General features: G+C 59.5%; 23 protein-coding genes. 12 read left to right on the top strand and 11 right to left on the bottom strand.

Features of this window, described 5'->3' with window-relative positions:
* Positions 1-103 precede the first annotated feature (103 nt).
* From cysD to IPK32_15170, 5 genes are all read left to right on the top strand, one after another.
* Positions 104-1,012: a sulfate adenylyltransferase subunit CysD gene (gene cysD, locus IPK32_15190; protein ID MBK8093289.1), complete on the top strand. Its 909-nt coding sequence runs from the start codon at positions 104-106 to the stop codon at positions 1,010-1,012.
* A gap of 27 nt (positions 1,013-1,039) precedes the next feature.
* A complete protein-coding gene (locus IPK32_15185) occupies positions 1,040-1,303 on the top strand; it encodes an addiction module protein (protein ID MBK8093288.1) in 264 nt (87 codons plus the stop codon).
* Positions 1,300-1,593, top strand: a complete 294-nt coding sequence (locus tag IPK32_15180) for a type II toxin-antitoxin system RelE/ParE family toxin (protein MBK8093287.1) — start codon at positions 1,300-1,302, stop codon at positions 1,591-1,593. The genes IPK32_15185 and IPK32_15180 overlap by 4 nt, the downstream gene beginning before the upstream one ends.
* A gap of 4 nt (positions 1,594-1,597) precedes the next feature.
* Positions 1,598-2,941 (top strand): GTP-binding protein, encoded by a 1,344-nt coding sequence (locus IPK32_15175; GenBank protein ID MBK8093286.1) that lies wholly within the window; start codon positions 1,598-1,600, stop codon positions 2,939-2,941.
* Between the two features lie 105 nt (positions 2,942-3,046).
* Positions 3,047-3,529 (top strand): 8-oxo-dGTP diphosphatase, encoded by a 483-nt coding sequence (locus IPK32_15170; protein MBK8093285.1) that lies wholly within the window; start codon positions 3,047-3,049, stop codon positions 3,527-3,529.
* A 12-nt stretch (positions 3,530-3,541) separates the two neighbouring features.
* On the opposite strand, the gene IPK32_15165 is transcribed toward IPK32_15170, so the two are convergent.
* Positions 3,542-5,986: a serine/threonine protein kinase gene (locus IPK32_15165; protein ID MBK8093284.1), complete on the bottom strand. Its 2,445-nt coding sequence runs from the start codon at positions 5,984-5,986 to the stop codon at positions 3,542-3,544.
* A 296-nt stretch (positions 5,987-6,282) separates the two neighbouring features.
* Between IPK32_15165 and IPK32_15160 the strand changes: the two genes are divergently transcribed.
* Positions 6,283-7,197: an RluA family pseudouridine synthase gene (locus IPK32_15160; protein MBK8093283.1), complete on the top strand. Its 915-nt coding sequence runs from the start codon at positions 6,283-6,285 to the stop codon at positions 7,195-7,197.
* Positions 7,198-7,216: 19 nt separating this feature from the next.
* Here IPK32_15160 and IPK32_15155 read toward each other — a convergent pair whose 3' ends face one another.
* The 3 genes from IPK32_15155 to IPK32_15145 all read right to left on the bottom strand — a co-directional run bounded on the left by IPK32_15155 (position 7,217) and on the right by IPK32_15145 (position 10,468).
* Complete coding sequence (locus IPK32_15155) at positions 7,217-8,191, bottom strand: magnesium transporter CorA family protein (protein ID MBK8093282.1); 975 nt, start codon at positions 8,189-8,191, stop codon at positions 7,217-7,219.
* A 72-nt stretch (positions 8,192-8,263) separates the two neighbouring features.
* Positions 8,264-9,364 carry a hypothetical protein gene (locus IPK32_15150; protein ID MBK8093281.1) on the bottom strand — a complete coding sequence of 367 codons (1,101 nt, stop codon included), beginning with the start codon at positions 9,362-9,364 and terminating at the stop codon, positions 8,264-8,266.
* Positions 9,365-9,379: 15 nt separating this feature from the next.
* Positions 9,380-10,468, bottom strand: a complete 1,089-nt coding sequence (locus IPK32_15145) for a TIM barrel protein (GenBank protein MBK8093280.1) — start codon at positions 10,466-10,468, stop codon at positions 9,380-9,382.
* Between the two features lie 79 nt (positions 10,469-10,547).
* On the opposite strand from IPK32_15145, the gene pbpC reads away from it, so the two are divergent.
* From pbpC to IPK32_15115, 6 genes are all read left to right on the top strand, one after another.
* Positions 10,548-12,809: a penicillin-binding protein 1C gene (gene pbpC / locus IPK32_15140; GenBank protein MBK8093279.1), complete on the top strand. Its 2,262-nt coding sequence runs from the start codon at positions 10,548-10,550 to the stop codon at positions 12,807-12,809.
* 120 nt (positions 12,810-12,929) lie between these two features.
* On the top strand, positions 12,930-15,917 hold the full coding sequence (locus IPK32_15135) for a DNA translocase FtsK (protein ID MBK8093278.1): 2,988 nt from the start codon (positions 12,930-12,932) through the stop codon (positions 15,915-15,917).
* Positions 15,918-15,993: 76 nt separating this feature from the next.
* On the top strand, positions 15,994-16,716 hold the full coding sequence (locus IPK32_15130) for a hypothetical protein (GenBank protein ID MBK8093277.1): 723 nt from the start codon (positions 15,994-15,996) through the stop codon (positions 16,714-16,716).
* Between the two features lie 6 nt (positions 16,717-16,722).
* Complete coding sequence (locus IPK32_15125) at positions 16,723-17,133, top strand: FAD-dependent oxidoreductase (protein MBK8093276.1); 411 nt, start codon at positions 16,723-16,725, stop codon at positions 17,131-17,133.
* On the top strand, positions 17,015-18,202 hold the full coding sequence (locus tag IPK32_15120) for an FAD-dependent oxidoreductase (GenBank protein ID MBK8093275.1): 1,188 nt from the start codon (positions 17,015-17,017) through the stop codon (positions 18,200-18,202). Before IPK32_15125 ends, IPK32_15120 begins: the two co-directional genes overlap by 119 nt.
* A 76-nt stretch (positions 18,203-18,278) precedes the next feature.
* Positions 18,279-19,763 (top strand): DUF1501 domain-containing protein, encoded by a 1,485-nt coding sequence (locus tag IPK32_15115; protein MBK8093274.1) that lies wholly within the window; start codon positions 18,279-18,281, stop codon positions 19,761-19,763.
* A 6-nt stretch (positions 19,764-19,769) separates the two neighbouring features.
* Here IPK32_15115 and IPK32_15110 read toward each other — a convergent pair whose 3' ends face one another.
* The 7 genes from IPK32_15110 to IPK32_15080 form a co-directional block, all read right to left on the bottom strand.
* Positions 19,770-20,279: a DUF3368 domain-containing protein gene (locus IPK32_15110; GenBank protein ID MBK8093273.1), complete on the bottom strand. Its 510-nt coding sequence runs from the start codon at positions 20,277-20,279 to the stop codon at positions 19,770-19,772.
* Entirely contained in the window at positions 20,276-20,479 is a 204-nt protein-coding gene (locus IPK32_15105; protein ID MBK8093272.1) for a ribbon-helix-helix protein, CopG family, read from the bottom strand. Before IPK32_15105 ends, IPK32_15110 begins: the two co-directional genes overlap by 4 nt.
* Before the next feature lie 394 nt (positions 20,480-20,873).
* Positions 20,874-21,713: a hypothetical protein gene (locus tag IPK32_15100; protein ID MBK8093271.1), complete on the bottom strand. Its 840-nt coding sequence runs from the start codon at positions 21,711-21,713 to the stop codon at positions 20,874-20,876.
* 56 nt (positions 21,714-21,769) lie between these two features.
* Complete coding sequence (locus IPK32_15095) at positions 21,770-22,054, bottom strand: hypothetical protein (protein MBK8093270.1); 285 nt, start codon at positions 22,052-22,054, stop codon at positions 21,770-21,772.
* Between the two features lie 234 nt (positions 22,055-22,288).
* Entirely contained in the window at positions 22,289-23,506 is a 1,218-nt protein-coding gene (locus IPK32_15090) for a hypothetical protein (GenBank protein ID MBK8093269.1), read from the bottom strand.
* 46 nt (positions 23,507-23,552) lie between these two features.
* Positions 23,553-25,673, bottom strand: a complete 2,121-nt coding sequence (locus tag IPK32_15085) for a hypothetical protein (GenBank protein MBK8093268.1) — start codon at positions 25,671-25,673, stop codon at positions 23,553-23,555.
* Between the two features lie 9 nt (positions 25,674-25,682).
* A complete protein-coding gene (locus IPK32_15080) occupies positions 25,683-26,414 on the bottom strand; it encodes a serine/threonine protein kinase (GenBank protein MBK8093267.1) in 732 nt (243 codons plus the stop codon).
* Positions 26,415-26,517 lie beyond the last annotated feature (103 nt).

Below are 26,517 nucleotides of genomic sequence, written 5' to 3'. Positions count from 1 at the left end.
TGACGCGTCATTTCAAGTGCTCAGTTCTCAGTGCTTAGTTTTCAGCACGGCTCAACTAAGCACTTCGCCCCTCAAACACCCGCCACTCCCTTTCCCCTCAGCCATGTCCGCCATCACGCATCTTCAATTCCTCGAATCCGAGGCCATCTACATCCTCCGCGAAACTGCCGCGCAGTTTGAAAAGCCCGCGCTGCTCTTCTCCGGCGGCAAAGACTCGATCGTGATGGCCTGGCTCGCTCGGAAGGCCTTTTATCCCTCCCGTTTGCCCTTCAAGCTCCTGCACGTCGATACCGGCCACAACTTCCCCGAGGCCATGACCTACCGCGACTGGTTCGTGCAGGAAATCGGAGCGGATCTCGTCGTCGGCCTCGTGCAGAAATCCATCGACGAAGGCCGCGTGCAGGAAGAAAAAGGCCACAACGCCTCCCGCAACAAGCTGCAGACCGTCACGCTGCTCGACACCATCGAGGAGCATCAATTCGACGCCTGCCTCGGTGGCGGTCGCCGTGATGAAGAAAAGGCCCGCGCCAAGGAGCGCTTCTTCTCCCACCGCAACGAATTCGGCCAGTGGGATCCGAAGAACCAGCGCCCCGAGCTTTGGAACATCTTCAACGGCCGCAAACACTTCGGTGAGCACTTCCGCGTCTTCCCGCTCTCGAATTGGACCGAGATGGACATCTGGCAATACATCCGCCAGGAGAACATCCCGCTTCCAAGCCTCTACTTCAGCCACCAGCGCAAGATCATCGAGCGCCACGGCCAGCTCCTCGACGCCAGCACCGGCATCATCCCACTGCTCGACGAAGAAAAGCCCCGCGTGAAGGAAATGACCATCCGCTTCCGCACCGTCGGCGACGCCACCTGCACCGGTGCCGTCGAATCCACCGCCAGCACCATCGACGACATCGTCGCCGAAGTCGCCGCCGCCCGCCAAACCGAGCGCGGCACCCGCGCCGATGACAAACGCAGCGAGACCGCCATGGAGGACCGCAAAAAAGAGGGCTATTTCTGATTTCTGAACCTGTGCTATCCTCCGCCCATGAACGCGACCACACTCAGCCCTGTCGATTCTCTCCTCGAAGCCGCCAAGCGCCTCACCAATCGTGAGCAAGGCGAGTTCCTGGATCGTTTTCTCGACCTGAACTATGATGGAAACGACTGTGATGAAGAACAGCCGCTCTCCCCCGAATGGATGGCCGAGATCAAACACCGGATCGCCCAGGATGAAGCTGGATTGTCCGAATGGATTCCTGCCGAGGATGTCATCTGCGGACTACGCGACACCCTTTCCCAACCTGCATGAAGGTGATTTTTGAACGGGGCGCGGAGCGCGATTTGCAGGAGAGCTTGCGGTGGTATCGCAAACGCAGCGATCAAGCGGCCAATAACTTCATCACCGAGGTTCAAAGCGCCGTTCACAGCCTCTCATCCGACCCTTTCAAAAACAGGCAGGTCGCCCCCGATGTCCGAGCCATCAAGTTCAAGAGATACCCCTACTGCCTCATTTACAAAATCATCGACGAAACCGTCCGCATTTACGCCGCCGCACACGAAAAACGCCGCACCGGCTACTGGAAACGCCGCCTGAACTAATTTCATGACCTCCACCACGCTTAACCCCACCGAATCTTCTCTCCTCCGCTTCACGACTGCCGGCTCTGTCGATGATGGCAAAAGCACGCTCATTGGCCGCTTGCTGTATGACTCGAAGTCGATCTTTGAAGACCAGCTTCTTGCTGTCGAAGAATCCTCGAAGCGCCGTGGTGACGCGCATGTGAATCTCGCGCTGCTTACCGATGGACTGCGTGCGGAACGCGAGCAGGGCATCACGATTGATGTGGCTTATCGCTACTTTGCCACGCCGAAGCGGAAGTTCATCATCGCGGACACGCCGGGGCACATTCAATACACGCGGAACATGGTCACCGGGGCTTCCACGGCCGATTTGGCGATCATTTTGATCGATGCACGGCTCGGTGTGATCGAGCAGACGATGCGGCACACCTACCTCGCGTCGCTGCTGCGCATTGGGCACATCGTGCTGGCGGTGAACAAGATGGACCTCGTGAATTTTGATCAGGCGGTTTATGACAAGATCGTGGGCGAGTACATGAAATTTGCCAGTGGCCTCGAAAACCTGCCGCAGGTCACGCCGATCCCGATGAGCGCCTTGAACGGCGACAATGTGGTCGAGAAATCCGACGCCACACCTTGGTACACGGGTCCGTCGTTGCTCCAGCATCTGGAGACCGTGCAGGTGCATAGCGAAACCGCCGCCGATGCGGCCCGTTTCCCAGTGCAGTGGGTCGTACGGCCTATTTCTGACCGTGAGGATGCCAAACTGGGCAATTTGCATGATTACCGTGGTTTTGCTGGTCGCATGGCCAGCGGCACCTTCCGCGTCGGAGATGACGTTTTGGTCTATCCTTCGGAGATGAAGACCAAAATCACTGGCATTCACACTTTTGAAGGCCAACAGCCGGAGGCCATTCCGCAGCTCAGTTACAGCATCACGGTCGCAGACGAGATCGACACCTCCCGCGGCGGCATGATCGTGAAAGCCGAGGAACCCGTGCAGACCGCGCAGGAGTTCGACGCCATGATCTGCTGGTTCGCCGACAAAAAGACGCTCAAGCCGCGTGGCCGCTTCCACCTGCGCCATACGACGAATGATGTCCGTGCCGTGGTCACGGATGTGCATTACAAGGTCAACATCAGCACGCTCGAAAAGAGCGCCGAGAACAAAGAATTCGCCCTCAACGACATCGGCTGCGTCCGCATCCGCTGCGCCGCGCCGATCTTCTTCGACTCCTATTCCAAAAACCGCACCACCGGCAGCTTCGTGCTCGTCGATGAGCAGACCAATAACACTGTCGCCGCCGGCATGATCCAGAAGCCTCTGGCCGATGCAGGTGACGAGGACGCTGACGTGTCGATTTGATCCGATTGCCGCTGCGCAGCACAAATAGAAGCACTGTCCAAAACCGTGGGCAGCCACTGGCATGTTGTTTGACGCCTCCCGCATGCAGCTTAGGCTGCGGCTACAATGACTGACTGGAAGACTTGGAAGCCCAGCCTGCTGGCGACGCTGATGTTCATCATCGACGAATCACGCGGCGAGGTGCTGCTCATCCGCAAAAAGCGTGGCCTCGGTGCCGGGAAGATCAATGGCCCCGGTGGCAAGATCGACCCCGGTGAGACCTTTCTGCAATGCGCCATCCGCGAGACCCAGGAGGAGCTAGGCGTCACAGCGCTCGATCCGGTGAAGCATGGCGAGCTTTGGTTCCAGTTCGTCGATGGATTGAGTCTGCATGTGGATGTGTTCGTGGCGACACAGCATGAAGGCATCGCGGTGGAGACAGCGGAGGCCGTGCCACTCTGGACGCCGCTCCATGCGCTGCCACTGCATGAAATGTGGGCTGATGACCGCTTCTGGCTGGAGGAGATGCTGCTACGCCGTCGCCATTTCATCGGACGCTTCACCTTTGATGACGATACCATGCTCACAGATGAGATGGAGTGGCTCTGAGGCTCTGTTTTTTCAGATGCCGGCTTCCATCACCTTCATCCAGCGACTGCGGAAGGGACGATTCTCCTCCATAAGCTGTGCCGCCAGAGTGGTGGAGAGCTCCGTGAGGCCTGCGGCACGGGCAAAGGCGGCGCAGAGCTCCTGACGGCGATAATGCTCGGAAGAGTCCGTGGTGCCGGCAATGAAGTGCTGCGCGATGCTGACCAGCGCCTCTGGAGGGAGCGAATCAAGTGCGACACGGAGTGTGCCACCATCCACAGCGAGGGCGATCACTTCTTCTGTGATGCCGCTGATGCGTCCTGTGAGTGTGCCGCCACCGCGCTGAGTGATGGTCCCTTTCCAGGTGCCGGTGGCGAGATCTGCGCGGAGTTTTTCCATGAAGTCACGGGCGCTGGTGTAGAGATACAGGCGGCCCTCATGTGCCGTGCGCACATCCGCTGTCTGAAAATGCATGCCTGTGAGCAAATCGACCGCTGGTGTGAAGTCGTAGCCACGCACGAGCGCGGGGATGAGCTCGCTGACCTCCGTGAGCTGCTCCAGATCGGCAGCACGGCGCACTTTTTCCTCCGCCATGCGCTTTGTCTGCTCCTCCATACGCAGGCGTGCGATTTCGCGGCGCAGACCGCTTTCCATTTGCTCGATACTGGTGCGGTATGTGCCGGTGTTGAGGATTTTTTCGCGTGTTTGCCGCACTTCGGCCAGAGCGGCCTCCAGCTCTGCGAGTGTGCCTACCTCGCGTGGTTTCAGAGCTTTGCGCAGGAGGGCGAAATCTGGCTCGTAGAGCTTCACCACGGCTTTGTAGAGCGAAACCCAACTGGTGCTGCTAGTGAGGCCCGCAGGCTCATCCTGGAGCTGGGGGAGTTTATCGCGGAAGTACTCCATCTCACGTGCTCCGGCCTCCGCATTGCCGAAATGCCACTCCGCCAGCCCGTGGGCTAGGTAGCCTAGGATTTCCTCATTTTCCGTCGCATAGCCGAGCTCCTCCAAGGGCATGTCGGGTGTTTTTTTGCTGCCAAGTCGTGTGCCGATGTCGGTGAAAAAGCGGCTGAGGCTCTCACTGGCCTCTGCGGTGGTTTTTTCTGCGCCGCGCCGGGCCAATTGGCGAAAGGCAGTCTCTGCTTCGGTGGCGCGGTGCTGGTGCATGGCGCAAATCGCCGCATTGAACCACGCCCAGCAGCGGGTGAGCTCTTTGGTGTCTTTTTCCCGGGCGATGTCGGCGAAGAGATCATGCGCAGTCGAGAATTCTCCATCACGCAGCATATCCTCGCGTGCGCTGACGAAGCGCTCGCTCACAGTGCCTTTCGGTTTCGCTTTCGCCTCCAGGGTGACTCCTTCGCCATCGAGCTGCGCGGCCTTCACGGGAGGTAGCGCTTTGACCACGGAGCGTGTGCGGCGCTGGCCTCCATCGCCGATGATCCACCCAAAGAGGAAGGACAGCAGGATCGCGGCGGCCAGAGCACCGACGAGCCGTGCTCGCCGACTGATGAGGCGGCGGCGGATGCCACTTTGATTGAGCAAGCCGTCTGCGAGGCGTAGTTCTTCGACGACGGTGTGGTAGTTCGGGAAACGCTCCTCTGGATTGAAGCTGAGCATGCGATTGATCACATGCTCCGTGCGCGGGCTGAACTGCAAGCCACTGTCGCCGAGCTGCACGCGGCGGCTTTTGATGCGGCGCAGTTCTTCGATGTTATGCGTGTCCGCACGGTGCGGCGGACTGCCTGTCAGGGCGTGGAAAAGCGTGGCCCCGAGGCTGAAAATGTCACTGCGGTAATCCTCCTCATTTTGCAGGATTTTTTCTGGTGCCACATAGAAGGGCGTGGCCCAGATCTCCGCGCTCGTATCTGGCCCGCGATCCGTGAAAAGCGCGAGGCCGAAGTCCACCACCTTCGCCGTGCCGGCCTCGGTGAAGAGGATGTTGGCGGGTTTCACATCGCGGTGGATCAGGCCCTGAATCTGCGCTGCACGCAGCCCCTCAGCCACCTCATGGCCGATGCGTAGTGCATCCCCCTCAGGGAGCTTTCCTTCTTTCCGGATGCGGCTCTCCAGGCTGCCTCCGCCCACCAGCTCCATGGCTAGATAAAAATAGCCCTGATCGTGCCCCACGGAGTAGAGCTTGATCACATTCGGATGCGTGATGCTCGCCGTGATCCGTGCCTCTTGGCGGAATTGCTCCATCCGCATCGCATCGCGACTGTATTGGCGATTGAGGATTTTCAGCGCCACACGGCGGCCCAGCGTCTCGTCCTCCGCCTCGAACACTCGGCTCATCCCACCCTCACCGATCTGCCGCGTGATGGTGAAATGATCAAAGCGCCGCCGCACCCGCACCATCTGGCCGCAAAAAGGGCACTTCAGCTTCGTGAATGGCTCCAGCGACGTCACGTCGATCTGCGCCTGGCACACCGGGCAGGTGCTCAGGAAAGACTGTTCGGGTGCTGTCGTGGCGGGAAAGGTCACAGAGTGAAAAAGGGAGCTGCAGGAGCCCAAAATGGGCTAGAGGGCCGAATTCCGAAAAACCATCCCCAAAACCGCAAAGCAGCCTCCTTTGACGCCTGGAGGCGTTTTTTAGTCATGGAGGATTGGCTTTGCATGGGGCATTTGGTTACGGATTGGTTCATTTCCGCCCAATCCGGCTCTAGGAGCAGGTTTGGGGGCCAATTCGGGGTCGGCACAGCGAAAACGTCACCTGAAGCCGCTCTTCGTATGTCAGAAATTACAGATTGCCTAATTAATTTGAATCTTGAGTATGCACCATGGATTGGATCGTCACTGAAACCAGCGACTGCGGCCTGCGGCTCGATAAACACCTCGCGCAGCGGCTGCCGGACCTCTCGCGCACTCGCATCCAGGATCTCATCAAAGATGGCCACATCACCCTGAATGCTCGCAGCACGAAATCCGGGGCCATTTTAAAAATGGGGGATGGCATCCACATCACCATCCCAGAGGTCGTCCCGGTCGGAGTCATCGCGCAGGACATCCCGCTCACGATTTTGTATGAAGACAGCGACATCGTCGTGCTCGACAAGCCACCCGGCCTCGTCGTCCATCCTGCGGAGGGCAATCCAGATGGCACCCTCGTCAATGCGCTGCTCCACCACATCGGCGACCTCAGCGGCATCGGGGGGGAGATGCGGCCCGGCATCGTCCACCGACTGGATAAGGACACCAGCGGCTGCATGGTCGTGGCAAAGAACGACATCGCCCACCGCCGCCTCACAGAGGCCTTTTCTGAGCGGCGCATCGCGAAAATCTACCTCGCCGTCATCAATGGTGAACCGAAAGGCCCCCAAGGCCGCATCGAAAACCGCATCGGTCGCCATCCAGTCGATCGCAAGCGCATGACCGTGCTCTTTGACGGCTCAGGGAAAGAAGCCGTCACGGAGTGGACCCGCATCTCCGCGCATGAAGGCTGTGCGCTCATCCAGTGCCGCCTACTCACTGGCCGCACGCACCAGATCCGCGTCCACATGAAGGAATCTCTGGGGCACCCGATTCTGGGTGATCCGATTTACGGCAACGCTGCCCGCCAGCGCACGGCTACTCCGCGTCTGATGCTCCATGCTTGGAAGCTAGCCTTTCATCACCCCATCCATGATAAGCCGCTGAGCTTCGAGGCGCAGCTACCACCTGAGTATGCACCGTGGATGGCCGCTGTGGGAGAGTGAGATCCGCCAAACGATCATCTCACAGCAGATTCTTCCGCTTGAACCACACGATCGGCACGATGGCGCTGAGGATGATGGCGATCATCACTAGAGCGAAAGCGAAGGGATTCTCCTGCACGGGCAGCTTCACATTCATGCCGTAAATACTGGCGATGAGTGTGGGCGGCATGAAGAGCACGCTCGCCACGGTAAAGATCTTGATGATCTGGTTCTGCTGGATGTTGATGAGGCCCAGCGTGGATTCGAGCAGGAAGGTCATCTCCTGCGTTTGCTGATTGGTATATTCGTCCAGGCTCTTGATGTCACGCATCACACTGCGGAACTGGGCGGCCAGCTCACCGCGCATCCATGTCGCCGCATTGTTCAGGAAGAACTGGAGCATGCGGCTGAGGCTCAGCAGGCTCTCGCGCAGATTTGCCACCAGGGCGCTGCGGCGTCCGAGTAGCTTCACCACCTCGGCCAAGTCCTTTTCCACCGCTGCGTCAGTCTTTTGGCCGCTGCGGCTGAAAATCTCATTGCAGATCTTTTTCAAGTCTGCCTCCACGATCTGGAGCGCATCCGCGATCCTCGCGACGAAGAGCTCCATCAGCAGCAGGAATACGGCATCACTGCTGATCGGAGTGGTACACTGCCGCCGCACCTGATCCATCAGCACACGGAAGGCGAGAGGGTCCGCATAGCGCACCGTCGTCAGGCAATCTGGCGCGATCACGAAGGAGATGGCCGTGCTCTCCGGCTCGGTGGTATCCAGTCCTACCGGCACCCACGCCGTCATGTAGAGCGCACCTTTCTCCAGATACAGTCGGCTAGATTCCTCGATCTCCTGCATTTCTTCACGAGTGGGGAGCTGATATTCTAGCCATTTTTCAGCCTCCAGCTCCTCCGCGCGGCCCGGATTGAGTAAATCGAGATAGACAAGATTGTCCGGGAACGGGCGAATCTTTTCGTCGTTCCAGTCGATGAGTTGTCCATGCTGCGTGATGAGGCGAACCATTAGGGACAGAGAAAGCGCGGAAAAATCATCACGCTAGTAAAAGCATGGTTGGAGCGCAGAAGATGTTCTGTGTTACTTTTTCTCCAGCAACTTGCCTTCATACAGGGTGGTGTAGGGCATGAAGATCGCGGTGCGTAGATCGGCACTGATGACGAGGGCCATGTGGATGCCCCTTGGCCCCTCGAAGCGCAGCAATCCGGGCCAGATGACCTCGGCGACTTTGAAGACTTCCAGCTCCTTGCCTGAAGCATCGGTCGAGCGCACCCATTTTTCATCCACATGCAGGCGCAGCTTCTCATTCACGCCGGGGAAGACCCAGTGGCGCTGCTTGGCACGCTGCCAGAAGTCTTTGTAACCATCTTCTGCCATCGCTTTTTGTGCGGTGGCCTCCAGATGCTCGATCGCTGCCTGCGCCTGTGCCAACCGAGCGCGGATGGCTGTGGAGGTAGCTTTTTCCTGCCGTTCATCGGCGCGGCGCAGGTGGGTTTCCAGCACGCGGAGGAGCTGCTTTTCATGTCGCAGTAACAAAGCGCCGTATTTTGCCTCCAGAGCTGGCAGTAGGTCAAAACCAGCCGCAATCGTGACGGGCTTTTGTACACCCTGGGCGGGCTCTGTCGCCGCGGAGATGCCTTCAAAGAGCTGGTAAGTGATGAAGCAGCGTGACTGCTGCAAATCGGGCGAAATAAGGTAACAGCTCAAATTCGCATCGCTGCGCTTCGATGGGAAAAGACCCGGAATCGCGCTCCTTTCACCATCGTCAGCGGTTTTGGTGCCCTCTGCGGAGAGTCGTTCCAGGAGCCATCCATCCAAGTGCAGGCTTTTGACATTGCGGGTGCGCTCCAGGGACCAAGTCCGCCCCGCTGCGGCCAGCAGAAAAGCCTGCCACTCCGCCTCATGACGACCTGGATGGTCCATTTGCCCTTTTTTCAGCCCAGCGAGACGTTGCTCCGCGATGCGGATGCATGCGCTGAGTCGTGGCAGACGGGCGGCATCCTTTTTCTCCTCAGCGATTTTTTTCTGCGCGGCCAATTCACCGAGGATCTGCTCCTGCGCGGGGATCAGTTGCTTGGTGAAGCCATGGTCCATCGACTCCACTGCCGTCACCCATTCCGGCTTTTCCTGCGCGGCACCTGGCAGAGCAAGTGTGAGGGCAAATAAGACACGAACAAGCATGGGCGGCATTTTGGTTCAGCGCTCATCCGTTTCCAGCGCCTTCTTCATCTTCACGCTCTCGAAGCCCAAGCGCTCACTGGCGTATTGGAGGCATTTTTCGATATTTTCCTCCTCCACGGCCAGGGCGGCCTCTTTGGACTTATCACTGATGTGCGGCAGTTTTTCGGCTTTTTTGCTGCGCACCATCGCGAGCGACTTCACCAGCTCGGTGGCCGGTTTTTCAGGGAAAGTGGCCCAGTATCCCTCGGTGAGGCATGGAATGGTCAGCGGATCACGCGTGATCATTTCCAGATGATGCACGACCTGCGGATTCGCAGCGTCGATGATCTGCAAAAGACGCGGAAGATCCAGAATGCCCTGGCCCAGCGGCACTTCGGAAAGCAGAAAACCCTCTGCGCATTCCTGCACGGCCATGTCTTTGATGTGGGTGGTCACTGCATAGGGAGCGAGTAGCTCCACCACCGCCAGCGGCTCCTCCAGTAGGGCCAGATTATTGCCGGTGTCGATGCAGGCCCCGATGTGGGCGCTGCCCAGCTTGGTGAGCAGCTCCACCAGCTCGGTGGCGTGGAAGTCTTTGTGATTTTCCACTCCGATGCGCACGCCATGTCGCCGTGCGAGCGGCTCGGCCAGGCGCAGGCTTTTCCACACATGCTCCTGGTGCTCCTTGAAGGCCTCCAGCGTCGAAAAAGTCTCGTAGCGGCGGCCTCCAGTGGCGCTGCGGAAAATCGTCGCACCCGCTTCTTTGCCCAGGCGCAGCTCTTGCTCGAAGCGGCCTGTATCGCCCTCGTTCAGTGGCAAAGTGATGCTGCCTTCCAGATTCAGCCCGTAGGACTCGCGGGTATCACGCACTTGGCCTGCCATGGCGTTGTTCCATCCCTTCACGGTGATTTGCAGACTGCCCACGCCGATCCCACGCACATGGTCCAGCACGTCGAGCGGGGTGTGGAAGGGCGGATACTTCAGACTACTGTGCCGTCCCTGCCAGCGCTGTGAGTAGGAGTGAATCACCAGTCCCATGCGCCGCCGCCGCACGGGTGAGTCCGCTCCTAGGGCCGATGCGGCGCAGGCAGCGAGTGTGGTGGTGATGAGAGAGCGGCGGTTCATTTTGCAGGAACGATACGAAACACTTCAACAATCAGCAATCCTTGTTCACCATGCTGGAATCATCACTTAAATGTCACGCATGCGCCGCCGCCGCTGGCTCCAGATCCTTTGCATCGTCCTCCTGCTCGCAGCGGTGGGCTGGTGGGGGCTGCCGTGGTGTGTCTCGCTGCCGCAGGCGCTGGCGCAGCCTGTGGAGCCGACGCCTCTTTATTTAGCACGCGATGGTTCACCGCTGCGGCACCTGCTGGGTGAGGATGGCATGCGCCGTGCGCGGGGAGTCAGCGCGGCGGAGATTCCCACCGTGCTGCGTCAGGCCATCCTGGCAGCGGAGGATCGGCGCTTTGGTGGGCATGGCGGCGTGGACTTGCTCGCCATCACGCGTGCGGCCTGGGACAATGCACGCAGCGGCCGCATCATCTCCGGTGCCTCCACGATCCATCAGCAGCTCATCAAAAACACGTCTGAAAAAGCCAAGCGCACCCTCCGCGTGAAGCTGATCGAGGCGCTGCAAGCTCGCCGCCTCGCGATGACTTGGGCCAGTGACGACGTGCTCGCCGCCTACCTCAGCCGCATTTCTTTTGGCAACAATCTGACCGGCATCTCCGCAGCGGCCTCCGGCTATTTTCACAAGCCACTGAGCGATCTCACACCTGCGGAGTGTGCTCTACTCGCCGCCATTCCGCAGAGTCCGGCCAGGTTTAATCCGCTGCGCCAGCTCGATAACATTCTGCCACGGCAACGGGCCATTTTGGACAAAATGCAGGCACTCGGCTGGCTGGATGCAGAGGCACACCGCGTGGCACGGGCACAGACGATCACGGTGCAGCGATTCAGCGGTGGCTTCGCCGCGCCGCATGCGGTGGATTGGCTTCATGGACAAGAAGCCGCCGCCGCAACCTCCTCCACACGCACCACCATTGATGCAGCGCTTCAGGAGCAGGTGGAAATCATCGTCGGTCAGCGGCTCGTGGCGCTGCGGGGGAAGAATGTGGGCCACGCCGCCGTGGTGGTCCTGGATAATGCCACGGGCGAAGTGCTAGCTCTGGTCGGATCACGCGATTTTCAGTCCGCAGATGGCGGGCAGATCAATGGTGCCTGGGTGCCGCATTCGCCGGGCTCTGCGCTGAAGCCATTCACCTATTTATTGGCGTTGGAGCGTGGATTCACCCCAGCGAGCATCCTGGCGGATCTGCCCATCGAATACGCGACGGCGAGCGGCACCTATAAACCGGAAAACTACGCTCTGCGCACTTACGGGCCGATGACGCTGCGCCATGCGCTGGGCAATTCGCTGAACATTTCCGCCGTGAAAGTGCTGCATGATCTCGGTGGCGCGGAGGTGCTGCTCCAGCGCTTGCAGCAGCTCGGGCTCAGCACGCTGACGGAGAGCGCGGAGCACTACGGACTCGGTTTGACCATCGGAAATGCCCCCGTGCGGCTTTTGGAGCTGACGCACGCCTACGCCACGCTGGCCCGACTCGGCATGGAAAAGCCCTGGACGCTCCTTTTAGGCCGCGAATCGGCTCCACGGCGGCTTTTGCCCGAAAAAGAGTGCTTTCTCATCGCAGACATCCTCAGCGACCACCAAGCACGCGAGATGGCTTTTGGCTCCTACTCGGCCCTGCGGCTGCCTTTTCGCTGCGCGGCCAAAACGGGCACCAGCACCAGTTTTCGCGATAATTGGACACTCGGCTTCACCGCACAATTCACCGTCGGCGTGTGGGTGGGGAATTTTGACAACACACCGATGCAGGAGGTCACCGGTGTGACCGGTGCCGCGCCCATTTTCCGCGATGTGATGCTCCATCTGCACGCGCACCAGCCTGCGCAATGGCCCGCACAGCCTGCGGGCCTCGTTCATGCCCGCATCGACCCACGCACGGGCAAACGCCTCACGCCGCAGACGCCCCCCTCACGCCTGAGCCGCGATGAGCTCTTTTTGGCCGAAAAACTGCCGCCGCTGGCCGCTGCGGCAGATTACGACCCGCGAGGCCGCGCCATCCTACCACGCGAATACGCCGCCTGGGCCGCCTCACCGCAAAACTGGCTCGGCGATCTCATCACCGTGGCCGCAGCAGATAAGCGGCCCGTGCTGCGCATCACCCACCCCATCGCCGGCACCGTCATCCGCCTCGATCCCGATCTGCCCAATGGCGGGCGCAGGCTGCTGCTCCAGTCCAGCGGCCCCCCGGCACCGAAATGGACCTGCCCGACGCTCCAGATCGAGTCCGAGGGCGGCATCACCTCCGTCCTTTTGACCCCTGGCAGGCATGAATTCACCGCCAGAGACGAGGCGACAGGCCAGCGGGCGACGACCTTTGTGATCGTACATGAAGAGTGAGGGTAGGGCAGGTAAGGGGCTCAAAATGGCCTCTCCCAAGTGAAGGCAGGCGAATCCAGACTTGCGGCAACCTAAATATTTTAGTAGTCTGAAGTAATTCTGCCTACATCCTCCTTTTTCATGAACCGCGCCGCGAAATCTCCCGCCACCGCTGTCGTCCCGGACACTTCGGACGTGGCCCCCATCCTCCATCAGGCGCAGGTGTCCATCACTGCGCCAGCGGTGGGCGAGTCCGCCCCGGCTCCCGCACCCCGCCAGCGTGCCCCACGGGCACCGCGTGCCTCTGCGGCTGCCGCCGCCAATGCAGAGCGCCCCCTGCGCTCACGCTCCACGGATGAAAAAGCCAGCCCCTGGAATGATCTTTTCGGCATCCTGCTGCTCATGGCTGCCTCCATGCTGCTGCTGGCGCTCGTTTCCTACGACAGCTACGATCTGGGGGAGTCCTCCCCGCTCTCCCACACCGATGAGAAGCGTGAGGTGACGCAGAATTTCATGGGCACGCTGGGGGCGCACTTCGCCTCCGCATTGCTGTACTTATTCGGCATCGCCAGTTATGTGTTCCCCATCAGTCTGACGTGGTTCGGGGTGTGCAAACTGCACTCCAAAACACATATCACCCGCCTCGCTCTAGCTGGTGTGGTAGTGCTGACCATCACGGCGGCCATCCTGGTCCATGCGATGGGGCTTTTCCCGCCAGATAATAACTTCCTCGCAGAAGGCGGCGGTGGCTTCATCGGCGGCGGTATCGGGGAGATGAGCATGCTCGCGGTGGGCCGGACGGGCACGCTGATGTTCTTTGGCACGATCTACATCATCGCTCTCTTCATGGTCACGGGGCTGCACCCCATCAGTGTGATGCACAGCATCCGCTATGAATTCGCCAAGTGGCAGGAGGAGAGCGAACAGCGCCGACTCATCGCTGAAAAACTCGCTGAAGAGGCCGCGAACACCATCCCCGGCACCTTCACCCCCATCCCTGAAGAGCTGCGGAAGAAAAAGAAAGGCGACCGACCCGGCGCTGCCGCTGGCTCTGCCGCCGCATTGGCCGAAATGGCCAAATCCGCCGCTGAAACCGGCCTCGTCACACCGGAGCTGGGCTTGAAATTCGATCCGCCGCCTGCGCCGAAGATCATCGATGCCTCTGCACCCCGCGCTCACGATGAGCAGAGTGACAAACCGAAGCTCACCGAGGTGTGGGAGAAAAAGCGTGCCCAAAAAATCGAGCAGGCACCGCATGGTTCCCTGGGGAATCTCACCGTGCGCTTCAAAGACTACAAGCTGCCCTCTCTGGACCTCCTGAAGTGGCCCGAGACGGTGAATGCCCCCACGGACACCGGCGAGCTGCTCGCCACCCAGTCCACCATCGTCAAGGCGCTGGCCAGCTTCGGCATCAGTGTGGAGCCCGGCGACATCACCCGCGGCCCCGCCATCACTCGCTACGAGGTGCGGCCCGTGGACGGCCTGCGTGTCAGCCGCATCGCCAATCTGGATGCCGACATCGCCCGCGCCACCCGTGCCGAGCGCATCAACATCCTCGCCCCCATCCCTGGCAAAGACACCGTCGGCATCGAGCTGGCCAATAAAGAAAAAGTCATCGTCCCGCTGCGTGAGCTGCTGGAGGACGAGGCCTTCATCAATGGCAAATCGAAGCTGCCCGTCGCCCTCGGCAAAGATGTGTACGGCAAAACGATCATCGGCGACCTCGCCGCGATGCCGCACTTGCTCGTCGCGGGTGCTACGGGCTCTGGTAAGTCCGTCTGCATCAACAGCATCATCACCAGCCTCATTTGCCGCTTCGCACCGGATGAGCTGCGCTTCATCATGATCGACCCGAAAGTCGTCGAAATGCAGAATTACGAAGAGCTGCCGCATCTGGCCCTGCCCGTCGTTACCGATCCGAAAAAGGCCCTCCTTGCCCTGCGCTGGGTGGTCAAGGAGATGGAAAACCGCTATCAAATCTTTGCCCAGGAAGGCTGCCGTAACTTTGAGGCCTTCAACAACCGCAATCGCAAGCGCAAAGCCGATCAGGATGCCAAACGTGCCGCTCTAGCCGCAGCCGCCACCGCCGCACCTGCGGCCAACAGCGCCGAAACAGCCCCCACAGCCGAAAAAACGGCCGTAGCCCAAAAAGCCGCTCCAGCGCCAAAATCGGCCGCGAAAGTCACCGCGCCCGATATGGCCGAAGGAACCGATTTGATGAGCACGGAGCCGAAATTCGTCCACCACATCCGCATGGACGAAGAACCGATGGGCAAAGGCTCCTTCCTCGATGACGACCTCGATGGCCTCATGGAGATGAAAGACCTCGGTAGCGTGTTGGAGATTGATTCCAGCGATGATTTGGAGGCCGGATTGCGTGATGCCAGTGGCTCTTGGCTGGGCGACTCCCAGCCGCCGCCGCGTCCTAGCACCACCGAGCGTGATTATCAGCCGCCAGTGCCTGATACACTGCCCTACGTCGTCGTCATCGTCGATGAGTTGGCCGATTTGATGCAGACCGCACCGGCAGACATCGAGGTGGCCATCGCCCGCATCACCCAGATGGCCCGCGCTGCTGGCATCCATCTCATCGTCGCCACCCAGACACCGCGTGCCGATGTCATCACTGGCGTCATCAAGGCAAACATCCCCACCCGCATCGCCTTCCAGGTCAGTAGCGCCCTCGATAGCCGCGTCATCCTGGACCGCAAAGGCGCAGAAAACCTCGTGGGTAAAGGGGACATGCTCTACGTGCCGCCCGGTGGTGCGCAGCCCATCCGCAGCCAGGGTGCGCTAGTCACGGATGATGAAATCCACGCCCTCGTCTCCCACTGCGTCGCACAGGGGCAGCCCATCTTTGATGTGAAGGTGAACAGCGAAAATGGCGACTTCCTTGGAGAAGGTGAAGAAGGTGAAAACGGCGGCATGAGCACCGAAGAAGCCGAAACGCTGGAAGACTGCATCGAGGTCATTCGCCAGGAGAAAAAAGCCAGCACCAGCCTCTTCCAGCGCCGCCTGCGCCTCGGTTATGGCCGTGCCGCACGCATGATGGATCTCCTGGAGGCTCGTGGCATCATCGGCCCCGGTGACGGAGCCAAGCCGCGTGAAATCTTAGTTCAGATCGACTGATCTTTCACTCAGCATCTGCCGCAGGCACTGATGAGGCTGCTTTGAACACAAGCCGCCTCACTGCGTCGAAGCGTGCATGATTGCTGCTACCATCAATACTCACCGCCTCCTCACGCGGACACGTTTTCCAAGGCCTGGCTGCTGGAGCCGCTTCACGCCGCAGGACTGGTATTTCGTCCGTGACACACTCGCCCGCGATGAAAAAGCCCGCGCAGGCTTCAATGCGATCCTGGACGATACCACTGCCATTCCGCTCATCTTGGATAACGATCTGCTTTTCCAAACCATCGTGCAGAATCGCCAGGCGGCCCGCGCACTCTCCCCTGAACTCTATTTCTACCTCATCATCCGCCACTCACTGCATGAGCGCGGCATCGACGACGCCATCGTGGCTGACTACATGGCCGGCGTCTGTGCCGATCATGGCTGCGGCCCAGAAAAAGGCCCAGAGGAGATCAATCGCAGCGTGGACCGCATGTACAGCGTCGATTACCTAGAGGCGCTGAATGAAGCGGACGGCTACGAACACTTTTTCCTCCATGTGCAGTGCGCGGGGCAGTATCTGGTGCTGGCGAGTTTTTATCCAGACTACATTGAGCGCCGCTCACGGCGCCGTGGGGCACCTGACGTGGGCTATTACGAAGAAGTCGTCATCAGCCACCTCCACGCGGCCCGGGCTCATGTGCTGGCAGATGAGTTTGAGCTTGAGGATACGCTCAGACGTGTCGCGGCGGCCTTCCCCATCGCCCGCCGTGCACTCAATCACACCACGCGGGAGTTTCTGAGCCTCGGACGATGATGGATTTTGAGTTTGCACCTTCATCACGCCAGCGGAAGCCTCGCAGGCATGGAGAAGCAGCATTTTGATTTTGATCTGATCGTCATTGGTGGTGGAAGCGCAGGATATGCCGCCGCGCGGACTGCGTATGCCGCTGGCCTGGAAGTGGCCGTCATCGACGGCGCTGCGGAAATAGGAGGCCTCTGCATCCTACGCGGCTGCATGCCCAGCAAGACGCTGATCGAAAGCGCGAACCGCCGCCTCGCCGCACGGCACGCGGCAGATTTCGACCCTGCGGCTGCTCGATCAAGGTGTGGACATGCAGCGGGTGCGGGAGCGGAAGCGTACACTCATCGCGGACTTCGCGGGCTATCGTCAGGGGCAGCTCGAGGATGGCCGCTTCGTGCTCTATCGCGGCACAGCGACCTTTTTGGATGAAAACACCCTGGAAGTGCTGCCGCGTGATGGCTCCGGCGTCTTCCAGGCACGAGCTCGGAGTTTTGTCATCGCCACCGGCTCGGAGGTATTTGTGCCAGATGTGCCGGGACTCGCCGAAGCGGGCTTTTGGACCAGCGATGATGTCTTGGACGCGGATGCTTTGCCCGCAAGCATCGCCGTGCTCGGTGGTGGGGCCATCGCACTCGAAATGGCGCATTATTTGGAAGCAATGAGCTGCCGCGTGACCGTCATCCAACGCAGCGAGCAGCTCCTCACCGGCCTAGACCGCGATTGCGGCGATACCGTGCGTGCAGCCTATGAGCGGCGCGGTATGCAGATTTTTTGCGGCACGGAGCTGAAGGCCGTTTTCGCCGAAAATGGCCAAAAACGCATCGAATTCACCCAGTCCGGCCAAACTCGCACCGTGAGCGTGGATGAGATCCTCGTCGCTCTCGGTCGCCAACCTGCCGTGCGTGGCCTAGAGCCCGAAAAAGCCGGTGTGAGCATCGAAAAACGAAAAATTTTGGTCAACAGCGCCATGCAGACCACCCGCCCGCACATCTTCGCCGCAGGGGATGTGTGCAGTCCACTCGATGTCGTGCACGTCGCCATCCAGCAGGGTGAAATCGCTGCGCGGAACGCCGCCAGGCTACTGCGGGGTGAAACCGCCTCAGAATCATGGGAGGATAGACTGCTGCTCTTTGGCGTCTTTTCGCATCCGCAGGTGGCCAGCGTCGGTGCCACAGCGGCTCAGTTGCATCATCAGAGCATCCCATTTCTCGAAGCCTCCTATCCCTTCAATGATCACGGCATGTCCATGGTCATCGGCGAGATGGATGGCTTTGTGCGCATTCGGGCTCACGCGGAGACGGGCGAGATCCTCGGAGCCTGCGTCACGGGTCCGAAAGCAACCGAGCTCATCCACGAGATCGTCGTCGCCATGCACTTTCGCTCCACCGTGCATGCTTTCATGACCATCCCGCCCTATCACCCCACTCTCAGCGAGATATGGACCTACCCCGCAGAGGAGCTCGCCGATCAAATCCCGCCGTCGGCTCCAAATGCGTAGGCTTTTGCCCCTACGAGTGACCCATCCGTTTTGAACTTCGTGGATCAAGTGCAGGGCTCCTGAGCGTATCCATATCATGTCCCCCTACGAGCAGTACCTTACGCAAACACGACGCGATTTCCTCGCGACGAGTTCCTGCGGACTCGGGACACTGGCCTTAGCATCGTTGTTGAAGCAGGACGGCTTGCTGGCGGAGGAGGCGAGCCTCCCAGCGAATCCGCTTTCCACCCGTGTGTCGCATTTCGCGCCAAAGGCGGAGCGCTGCATCTTCATCTTCCTCGAAGGCGGCCCATCGCAGATGGACCTCTTTGATCCAAAGCCGCTCTTAAATAAATACGACGGCCAACCTCTGCCTTACTCGATTGTGGGCGATGCGAAGTTTGCCTTTTTGCAGAAGGAAAGCGCCACAGTGATGGGCACGAGCCGCGTCTTTAAAAAGCACGGGCAGTGCGGCATGGAGATCAGCGATCTGCTGCCGCACATCGCAACCTGTGCGGACGACATCGCGCTGGTGCGGTCGATGCACACGAACCAGTTCAACCACCTGCCCGGCCAGCTCATGCTGAACTGCGGCGCGGCCTTGCTCGGGCGTCCGAGCGTCGGCTCATGGGTCACCTATGGCCTGGGCAATGCCTCGCAGGAGCTGCCATCGTATGTGGTGATGGTCAGCAAAGGCCGTGGCCTGCCCGGCGGCAGCTCGACGTGGTCGAGCGGCTTTTTGCCTTCGTCATATAGCGGTGTGATGTTTCGCAATGGAGCCTCGCCGGTTTTGAACCTGAACAATCCCGACGGCATCACGCCGGAGATGCAATCGGCCAGCATTCGTGCGCTGAACGACCTGAACAAACTCCAGCACAAGCACATCGGCGATCCCGAGATCGCCGCACGCATCAACAGCTACGAGCTCGCCTTCCGCATGCAAAGCGCCGCGCCGGAGCTGGTCGATCTCGCGGGCGAGTCACAGGCCACACTTGATGCGTATGGCGTCAATCGCATCGAGCCGCCCATCAAGAGCAACCTCGGCGGCATCGGCAATTTCCAGACCTTCTCGCGTCACTGTTTGCAAGCGAGGCGCATGGTCGAGCGCGGTGTTCGCTTCGTGAACATCATCCACGCCTCGTGGGATCATCACAGCAGCCTCGACCCACAGCTCGCGCACAATTGCCAGATGGTCGATCAACCCATCGCCGCGCTGCTGAAGGACCTCAAACAACGCGGCCTGCTCGACACCACGCTCGTCGTGTGGGGCAGCGAGTTCGGCCGCACCGCGCTCGGCGAGAACCGCAAGGGCTTCAAGAAAGTCACCGGCCGCGATCATCATCCTTATGCCTTCAGCCTGTGGATGGCCGGCGGCGGCATCAAAGGCGGACAGGTTTACGGCGAGACCGATGATTTCGCCTGGCACGTCGCCCGTGATCCCGTGTCCATCCACGACTTCCACGCCACGATCCTTCACCTCTTCGGCCTCGATCATAACAAGCTCAGCTACCGCTTCCAAGGCCTCGACTTCCGCCTCACCGGCGTGAACCCCGCGAAGGTGGTGAAGGGGCTGGTGGCGTAAACTCGATCAAGGCTTTCCAAAGATCCTCCCTACTGCAAGCCGAGCAGCTTGCTTCACTTTAGCTGACATCCAAAGAGTCGAGTGATGTTCGAGATCATCGATAACTTTCAAAGTGGTCATTTGATCCAGATGACCACTAGCTGCTGCAAACAGAATGACGCCGAGCGAACCACGCACCTGCAATCCAAGCGACTCGCCAAGTGTTCGTGCGGCAGTGTCGTCGGTGATAAACAGATCAGCGTTGATCTCCTGAGCAAAAGCGAGCGCCTCAGCCTCGCCCGCATCGAGAACCTGCGCACCCACCCATTGCCTAGCGAGTTGCAGACTCGCAGACGATGGCTGTGCTGTGTTCAGCCATGGAGGGAGTCCATCTGACATGAATGCTGGAGCGTGACGCTGAAGCTCATGCAGCACCGTCGGAGTCACATGAATCGAACCCAGATGCGACAGCAACCCTGCCACACCGATCTGATGCAAATGCAGGAGTGGCCCAGTGTCTGTGACCACCAGATTCATGGATGTTTCGGTGTGGCACTTACTGCCCACTCAATGTCAGCCAGTTGCTGCTTCTCCAGTATATCCAGTTTGCGATGATTCACGAAGTCTCGCACCGCAGCCCGCACCGCCTCGGCTTGGTTGGCAAACCAACCCGCTTTAACGGCAGAATCTAGTTCAGCGGTCAATGCCTCAGGAAGTTCGATGGTTAAGGTGCTCATGGGCGGAGACTACACTGGAAATCACCAAGGCGCAAGACGAGCGGCATTGGACAGTGTGCGGGTTGCGAGCAAGTCGATGAATCCTACCTCAGTGCTGTATTCAGTGTCGATGACTTCAAGCTGACTCTTCCACCTGATAGATTGGTTCAAGTTCTGAGCGAGAGGAAGTCCCGGAGGTGGCTTACGAGCGCAACAGACCAAACGCTACATCAGCGCGACAGACGAGGTTTTTGGTGCAATACGGCCTTAGAGCACCACAAGCTTAGCCACCGCTTCATAGGCCTCGCCTTCCGCCTCACTGGCGTGACTCCGGTTAAGTGGAGATGGGGTTGATTGTGCTTAGCTTTGACTGACGGTCGATTTGATTCACTCGGGGACAAAGAAGACATTGAAGTCAGGAACTGTGGTCATGCACGACAACATACTGCTTCCGATACTGAAAACCAGTTCCCGGCCAGCTCTCTGCGTAGCGGATCAAGGCAGCCTTTCCTGGGTCGAATTCAAGTCCGTTGACTCGGCAGTCAGCGTTGAGATTTCCTTCGTTGTCCCGCATTACAAAATAGCGAACTCCAGTAAAACCGGTTCCCTCAATGTACGGCTTTAATTCTTTCATACACGCAGTCGTCAAGCAGCAAGGGCAGAATGAATGACTGTCTGGATCAGACGAATTAATCAAATCGAGGTCGGACGCAGGGTTGGCGACGATCTCCACAGGACTGAAGACGCATCTTTTACCTGGCGATCGGTTTGGAAAAGCCATTTCCATGCAGGTGCAGTCTTCAGCCCTGTTTCGAGTGGCGTCTAGCAATGCGACAAGGTCAGTCTTGCACCACTTCTCAAACCCGACACGGCAAGCCTCCTCCAGTGTCTCTCCAATGGAATGTTGCCACTCGAAGCAGCGGTGGCAGCCGAGCCCAGAATGATCGAAGCTGATGATGGTGCAGGATCGACTACCTTCTCCGTCATCCAGAGGCTGAAATGAGCTTAGCTCTGGTCGGAAAACATATCCGCTGAACATAACATCTCCATCTGGCGATTTTTCTGCTGCAAAGCCCTTCTCTACCAGTGTGGAGAGAAGCATGTCGCGAAGGTCAAAAGCCTCATTCCAGCTACGGCGGGCGCTTGAAAACGAAATGGTCACGACCGGCCCATGCGCCATGTGGCCAGACTGTTCAGAAACAGCCTCTGGTTTTGGCTGTGAAGGTCGAAAACGACGAAAAAAACGGTTTAGCATGATGGCGTAAGTTTGAGTTGCTTTTTTAACACTTTCGTCGCCTTAAGCACAAGCACTCACATTAAAGTTTCGTAGTGATGCGCCTTAATCTCATGCGCAAGTTTGCTCTCCTCCTCCTCCTCCTCCTCCTCCTCTCCTGCAGCTTCCTCCACGCTCAGGATCCGCTTCGCATCGCCGTCTTCTAAGCGGATGCCACGCCAGAGATCGGGATGCCGGTGGACTATGTGAAGGCTCTGTCGATCACGGACCCGTAGAGTGCGCGGCGTGTGATCTTGATCGAAACCGGCAAGCCGTTGGTGCTTTGTGCGGTGGACTGGATCGGCATCGGGAATGGCGGGCATGATGAGTGGCGGCGCGGGCTGGCAGAGGCGGCGGGGACGACGATGGACCGTGTGGCGCTGTACACACTGCTTCAGCATGACGGCGTGCACTGTGATCCCATGGCGGTGGAGGTTTTGGCGAAATACGTCCTTGATCAGTACAAACTCAGCTATCGCTTCCCATGCCTCGATTCCCGCCTCACTGGCGTGAATCCGGTGAAGGCGCTGATGGCATCGCAATTAGCTCTGGGGAGGTTATTCGAGCCGTGGGGCGACGATGTCTTTCCAGAGGGCGTAGCCTTTTTCGTTCATGTGGAGTTTGTCTTTGAGGAAGATGTCGGGTTTTGGCTGGCCGTCGGCTCCGAGCATGACGGGATGCATGTCGATGAAGTCGAGCAGCGGGTTTTGGGCGCAGAAGTCACGGATGAGCGTGTTGGCAGCTCGTACACGGTCGATTTGGGTCCAGCGGCTCGGATTGGGAGCGACGGAGATGTAGCAGATTTTTGTCTTGGGCAGTGCGGTGTGGATGCGGGCGGTGAAGGCCTTGAAATCGGCGAGGACTCGCTCGGGTGATTTGCCAGAATTGATGTCGTTGCCGCCGGCATACATGACGATCTGGCGGGGTGAAAAGGGCAATGCTAGGCGGTGGGCGTAGTTCAGTGAGTCTAATACCTCGCTGCCGCCAAAGCCGTGGTTGAGCACCGGTTTGCCGGGGAAGTCTGCGGCGAGTGATTTCCACATGCGGATGCTGGAGCTGCCGATGAAGACGATGGGCGCAGCAGGCGCAGCTTTTTCCGCATAGCGCTGCTCGATGGCGAGGATTTCTTTTTGCCACTTGATGGCGGAGGTGACGATGTCGTAGCCGGCTTCGCTAAAATGCAGCCGATCTTCGACATACAGCTCTGGACGTGGCTGGCCATCGGCTCCGAGGAGCATGGGAAAGTAGTCGATGTAGTCGATGCGGGCACCGTCGGCGGCGATGTGGTCTGCGATGAGCTTGTTGGTCTTTTTGACGGTCTCGACTTCATCCCAGCGACTGGGTGAGGTGGGGATGCAGAGGAAGGCGAGCTTGGTTTTCGGCAATTTTTCACGCACGAGCGCGGCGATGCCCTGGAAGGCCGTGAGCACCTCCTCCGGCGTGCGTCCGAGGTGGAGATCATTGCCGCCTGCGTTGAGATAAATCTTCGCTGGGTCATACGGCAGGATGATGCGGTCTGCGAAGTGCAGCACCTCGCTCATCATGGCGCCGCCAAAGCCGCGATTGATGATTTTGTCCTTTTTGAAGCGCTGGGGTAGGGAGGCCCAAAGGCGGATGTTGGATGCACCGACGAAAAGTGTCGCGTTCTTGGGTGCTGGTGTGGACTTGTCTGCCGCTTCAAAGGCCGCGATGGCTTTTTCGAAGCGCTGCGGTCCAGGCACGTCTTTGGCGAAGACGGCCGTGGTCAGTAAAAGAAGGGCGAGGAGTGATTTCATGGTTTGGAGCCGCATCCAAACGCCATCCGGCACTCGTTCTTCCTCTCTAAGCCGCCTCGACGACGATTCTGCCGCCACTCACCTCACGGACGCGGACAGGCTGGCCACTTTCGAGGTAGGCATTGCCATCCGCGACGGCTTCGAGGATGCGGCCCGCGATTTCGACACTGCCGTAGGGGCGCAGGGCACTGCGGGTGATGCCGCTGTCGCCGATGTGTGCCTGGGCGGCATCACGTTGAGTGGGGGCATCTGCGGAGCTGCCACCGGCGGCGGTCTGAAGCACGAGGGCGCGGAAGGGGCGCAGCTCTGGCACCCACAGAATCATCAGGGTGATGAGGATGCCTGCGCCGGTGAGGCCGAGGGCGAAGTTCCGCAAGCCGGTGGCGTATTGAGCTAGGTCAAAGCTGCTGCCGCTGCCAGTAGGCGTGGTGCTGCCATCTGGGATGATGGTAGGGGCGATCTCCCAGCCACTCATGGTGTAAACGAGTGCCACCATGACGAGTAGGAAGCCGATGAGCCCAGGAATGATCGTCCCAGGTGCTGCGAGGAGCTCTACGCCGATGAGGACGATGCCGGTGATGAAAAGCAGCGTCATGATGAGTGTCTCATGGCCGACGAGACTGCCTGCGACGTAGTGGCCGAAGAAGAAGATGGTAAACACCGTGATCGCGACTGCTCCAGGGAGTCCGAATCCGGGTGCCTGCATTTCCAGATAACCGGAGGCCAGTCCCGCGATGATGAGCAGCCATGCATACTGCGTCACCCAGATGGCGATCCACTCGAACATGGTGGGCTCTGCGGTGAGGGACTCGCCCTTGAGCGACTCGCGTGCTTTGATGTCGTCGATGCTTTTGACGATGGCTTTGGCGAGGAGCGGCTTGCCATCTATGAGCATGGTGGCCTGATCGGCATCGAGCGTGACGATCTGGCCTTTGGGGACGATGACTTTGCCATTGATGATGAGGCCAGGATTCATGTCGATCATGCCTTCGAGGATGCGTACATCATGGCCTTTGGCCCGGACAGCGGCGCGGGCCATGCCCATGTAGGCGCTGTTGTTTTTCGCCCGCTCGGCCTCTCCCATCTCGGTGCCTTGGCTATTCACGGGTGTAGCTGCTCCGATGGAGCTGGCAGGTGCCATGTAGATGACATCGGTGGCCATCGCGGTGAGGGCTCCGGCGGAAATGGCGCGGGTATTCACGTAGGAGAGCGATTTGATCGTGAGTCTCTGCAAATCCTGCATCATGAGCGTGGTGGTGGCCCAGGCCATGCCGCCGGGAGTATCGAGGTCAAAGAGTACGGCCTCTGCACGCTGCTCATCGCAGAGGCGGAGGGTGCGCTTCATGAACTCAAAGCGTGCGGGGATGATCAGGTCCTCCTCGCCGACGGGGATGATGACGACTTTTCCGGTGTAGGGGCCCGAAGTGGCTTTTTGGGCGTTTTTGGCTATTTGGGCATTCGGAGTGGTTTTTTCCGTTGGGGTGCTTTCGGGCTGTTTTTGATCAAACCAGGCTGCGGTGAGCAAAATGGGCTTCAAATCGCCTGCGATGGTCTTCAAATCGGTGGCGAGTCCCTTCGCGAGCACCGGCACCGCATTGTCGGCATCGAGCAGGAGAAGCTCGCCTTTCTCAGCATGTGGAGGGAAGCCTTTTTCACGATCCACGAAGGCCTCCGCGATCTCGGTTTTATGTCCTTTGAGCTTTGCGAGGCTGCGTGCACCGGCTTTGAGCACGGCGAGAGATTCTGCGAGCAGAGTGTCCTGCGCTTTGGGGGAGAGTTCTTCATGGAGCGGCACCGCAGGCGGCGCTGCACCGATGCGGCTGCCAGGTGCCATCCAGATCTCATTGCAGGCCAGTGCGAGCAGTGCCCCGCCGCCGATGGCGGAGGTATTCACCCATGCGGCGGTGGGGAGCTTCAGCCGGGCGATCTCCTCGGCCAATGGGAGTGCGGCTTGGGCGTTGCTCTGCGTGACATTGATTTCGAGAATGAGTTTTTTGGCACCTCGCGCTGTGGCCTCGGTGGTGTAGCGGCGGATTTCATCCCAGCGGCTTGCGTTCTCCAGATCTGACTGCGTGATGATGACATGCGCAGCGCTTTGCTCCATGGAGGCTGCTAGGAGGCTGTGGCTCGTGAAAAGCAGCGAGAGGCTGAAAAGCAGTGTCTTCATGCCGCGAGCCTACGCCGCGTGCGAGGAGGAAGCAATGGCGTCGTACTCCGCCAGGGCAGCGCTGGCGCTGCTAGGTCGATCTTGTGGCTGGCGGCTCATGAGCCGGTCGATCCAGGTGCCGAGCGGACCTGGGAGGGGCGTGACGCGATGCTGCAAATGCGCCGTGATGACCTGGGGCTTCAGCTCGCCCTGAAAGGCACAGTGGCCCGTCAGCGCAAAGTAGTACACACCACCGAGTGCATAGATGTCTGTGCGCTGGTCGAGCGTGCCCGCAGAGAAGTGCTCTGGTGCCATGTAATGGATGGAGCCGTGCAGGGTGGCTCTGGCACTGTGGATGGGCTGGGCACTGCCGAAGTCTGAGATCTGGCATCCCGCATCGGAAATGAAGATGTTTTCTGGCTTCAGATCGAGATGGAGGAAGCCTGCGGAGTGGATGGCATCGACTGCGTCGAGGCTTTGACGCACGAGCTGATCGAATGCGGCTGCATCGAGCCTGCCGTGCTGCTCCAGCGTGCTGGCGCTGATCCATGGCATGATGAGGGTGCTGGTGGATGCGGCATGCGAGTGATGGAGAATGGGCACTAGGTGAGCGTGACGCAGTGCGAGCAGGGCTGGAGGCGGCGGTGGGCCGTGGTGCTGCTTTACGGCGAGGAGGGCACCAGTTTCGAGATCACGACCACGCCAGACGGTGCTCTGGGCCGTCTGGGCGATGATTTCGAGAAGCTCGGTGCGGTGGGGCATGGGTGGTCGCTAGCGGCTGGAGCGGTGCGGGGTGACAATAAGCAGCGTGATTGGAAAACAATTCGACTTCGGGCTGCGTTTTGGCTTTCCTGCACGATTGATT

It is taken from the genome of Verrucomicrobiaceae bacterium, assembly GCA_016713035.1.
Classification (GTDB): domain Bacteria; phylum Verrucomicrobiota; class Verrucomicrobiia; order Verrucomicrobiales; family Verrucomicrobiaceae; genus Prosthecobacter.
Note: the sequence above shows the minus strand (reverse complement) of the source record. Positions and strands in the feature narration are given on the sequence as shown.